Annotated in this window: 5 protein-coding genes and 1 pseudogene; 2 read left to right on the top strand and 4 right to left on the bottom strand. The window is 65.5% G+C overall.

Annotated features, from left to right (window positions below):
* Positions 1–138 precede the first annotated feature (138 nt).
* Complete coding sequence (gene pyrE, locus JCM19049_RS11370) at positions 139–696, bottom strand: orotate phosphoribosyltransferase (RefSeq protein WP_138174594.1); 558 nt, start codon at positions 694–696, stop codon at positions 139–141.
* A 39-nt stretch (positions 697–735) separates the two neighbouring features.
* Here pyrE and JCM19049_RS11365 point away from each other — a divergent pair, with 39 nt between their 5' ends.
* Complete coding sequence (locus JCM19049_RS11365; RefSeq protein ID WP_054821652.1) at positions 736–1,182, top strand: MarR family winged helix-turn-helix transcriptional regulator; 447 nt, start codon at positions 736–738, stop codon at positions 1,180–1,182.
* Positions 1,183–1,191: 9 nt separating this feature from the next.
* A pseudogene (gene nadE, locus JCM19049_RS11360) lies at positions 1,192–2,020 on the top strand (ammonia-dependent NAD(+) synthetase).
* On the opposite strand, the gene JCM19049_RS11355 reads toward nadE, so the two are convergent.
* The 3 genes from JCM19049_RS11355 to JCM19049_RS20470 form a co-directional block, all read right to left on the bottom strand.
* Positions 2,017–2,316 carry a transcriptional regulator gene (locus JCM19049_RS11355; protein ID WP_249354287.1) on the bottom strand — a complete coding sequence of 100 codons (300 nt, stop codon included), beginning with the start codon at positions 2,314–2,316 and terminating at the stop codon, positions 2,017–2,019. The pseudogene nadE and the gene JCM19049_RS11355 overlap by 4 nt on opposite strands.
* Complete coding sequence (locus JCM19049_RS20475) at positions 2,313–2,435, bottom strand: hypothetical protein (protein ID WP_279403046.1); 123 nt, start codon at positions 2,433–2,435, stop codon at positions 2,313–2,315. Before JCM19049_RS20475 ends, JCM19049_RS11355 begins: the two co-directional genes overlap by 4 nt.
* A partial coding sequence (locus JCM19049_RS20470; protein WP_279403045.1) for a hypothetical protein occupies positions 2,408–2,644 on the bottom strand: 237 nt, incomplete at its 5' end. The genes JCM19049_RS20475 and JCM19049_RS20470, both read right to left, overlap by 28 nt.

Here is a 2,644-nt window from a genome sequence, read left to right as displayed (position 1 = left end):
CGCTCCGCCTCCGGCGCGCCACGGCGCAGACCGTGCTCGCCAAGCAGCACGGCCCGCCGCAGATGCACCGGCGCTTAAACGACGACTCCGCACATCATGGGCAATTGGCCCGGGATGTGCGGAGGAAACCGGCGGGGATCAGAGACCCAGCTCGTCCTTGCCGTAAACGAACAGATACGGCACCTCGGCTTCAGCCTCGATGCGCTCCTTGGCCCCGGTGTCCCGGTCAACCAGCACGGCGACGGCGACCACGTTGCCCCCGGCCTTGCGCACGCCCTCAACGGCGGTCAATGCCGAGCCGCCGGTGGTGGAGGTGTCCTCCAGGACGACCACGTTCTTGCCCTCGATGCTCGGGCCTTCAACCTGGCGGCCCATCCCATAGGACTTCTGGGCCTTGCGCACCACAAAAGCGTCGATGTTGCGGTGTGCGGCGCGAGCGCTGTGCATGATCGCGGTGCCGACCGGGTCCGCACCCATGGTCAGCCCGCCCACGTTGGAGAATTCCAGCTTGGCCACATCCAGCATCTCCAGCATGACCTGGCCAACCAAACCTGATGCCTCATGATGCAGGGTGATGCGGCGCAGATCGATGTAGTAGTCGGCTTCCTTGCCGGAGGAGAGAGTCACCTTGCCCCTGACGATGGCAAGTTCCTGGATAAGTTCTTTGAGTCGCTCGCGGGCGCTGGTTTTGCTCATGCCCTCGATTCTAGTCGGCATCCGGTTTAGGCTGATGCCATGAACGCGACTCGCCCACTGGGTTTCTGGTTGAAATTGGTTGATTCGCTGATTGACGAGCACTTCGCAGCGACTCTCGATGAACATGGCGTGACCCGGCGCCAATGGCAGGTACTGAACATGCTCGAACAACACCCCGCCACCGAACGCTCCCTGATCGATGCGCTGGCCCCCTATTTCGCCTCGGCCGATGAACCGCCCAGTGTGAGCGAGCACCTGGCCGAGCTGGTGGAGTCCGGGTGGATCGCCCACGAGGGCGAATATTTCTCGATCACCGAACGCGGCAGCACCTCCCTGTCCACGCTCAGCGAACTGGTCGACCAGATTCGCGAACAGTGCGGCGAAAACCTGAGCGAGGACCAGTACGCCACCACGGTGGCCTCACTGGAGCAGATGGCCCGCAATCTTGGCTGGGAACCGCAGACGTCCCCCGAGGCCGGCACCTAGGATGGAGGCATGCGCGAACTTCAAGCTGAAATCATCAAGGAACTGGGCGTCAAGCCCCACATCGACCCGGCACAGGAAATCCGGAACCGCGTCGGCTTCCTGAAGGACTACCTGAAGGTGACCGGCGCCAAGGGCTTCACCATCGGCATTTCCGGCGGAGTGGACTCCACCCTGGTGGGCAAGCTGGCACAGCTGGCGGTCCAGGAACTGCGGGCGGAGGGCACCGAGGCCACCTTCGTTGCGGTGCAGCTGCCGCACGGGGTGCAGATGGACGCGGCGGACGCCCAGGCGGCCATCGACTTCATTGGCCCGGATGAGGACTACACGGTGAACATCGCCGACGCGGTGATGGGGGTGGACAAGGCCATCGCCGAATCCGGGTACCAGCAGCTCTCGGACTTCAACCGCGGCAACGTCAAGGCCCGGATGCGCATGATTGTGCAGTACGCCCTGGCCGGGGACCGTCATCTCCTGGTCCTGGGCAGCGACCACGCTGCCGAGGCGGTGACCGGGTTCTACACGAAGTTCGGTGACGGCGGGGCCGACCTGGTTCCCCTGGCGGGCCTGAACAAGCGGCAGAACCAGGCGCTGTTGCGCGAGTTGGATTCCCCGCAGGCCCTGTGGGCCAAGTGCCCACCGCGGATCTGCTCGATGATCAGCCCAGCGCACCGACGAGGACGAACTGGGCCTGCGTTACGAGCAGATCGATGACTACCTGGAGGGCAAGCAGATCGACACCGCCGCGGCCGAGCTGCTGGAACGGCGCTACCTGGTGTCCCGGCACAAGCGCACCACCCCGGCCACCCCGGCCGACACCTGGTGGCGTGCCCAGGACTAGAGCGTCCCGGTGATTTCCCGCAGGGCCTGGACATGTTCGGCCAGGCTCTGCCGCCCGGTTTTTGACAGGTGCGCCCAGGTGCGCGGCCGCTTGCCGACAAAACCCTTGCGGATCACCAGGTGGCCCTTCTCCTCCAGGGCCGCCAGGTGCCGGGAGAGCACCGAGTCCGAGACCCCCAGGGTTTCGCGCAGGGTCCTGAAATCGACTTCGTCCACCTGCTGCAGCGCCGCCATCAGCGAAAGCCGCACCGGATTGGTGAAGTCCTCATTCATTCGGGCCCGGGGATGCTGCGTCACTGGCGGATCATCCACCCTCCGGCCACCGCCAGCGGCAGGGCCACCACGGCGCCGAGCAGCAACACCACGGCCAACGGCATCGGTGTCATGATCAGGGCCAGCAGCCCGGCATACAGCACCAGGCTGGCGGCCAGGGCAACCAGTACCTGCGCCCGAAGCCCGCTGGCAGCACCCGGTGAAGCCGGCGGTACCCGAGCGCCAGAACGGTGATCGCCACCGCCGCAGCCGCGCAGAGCACCCAGAAACTGGTCAGGCTTCGCTGCGGGGTAAAGAAATGCAGCAGTACGTGCAGCGCCCCCAGGAGCAGACCGAGCAGCACGCTCAGCCA

The sequence above is a fragment of the Arthrobacter sp. JCM 19049 genome, from assembly GCF_001310435.1.
This window is presented reverse-complemented; position numbering and strand designations above follow the sequence as displayed.

Coding starts and splice junctions, on each gene's coding strand:
- pyrE (WP_138174594.1), bottom strand. CDS start 696: ATGAGCAAAACCAGCGCCCGCGAGCGACTCAAAGAACTTATCCAGGAA.
- JCM19049_RS11365 (WP_054821652.1), top strand. CDS start 736: ATGAACGCGACTCGCCCACTGGGTTTCTGGTTGAAATTGGTTGATTCG.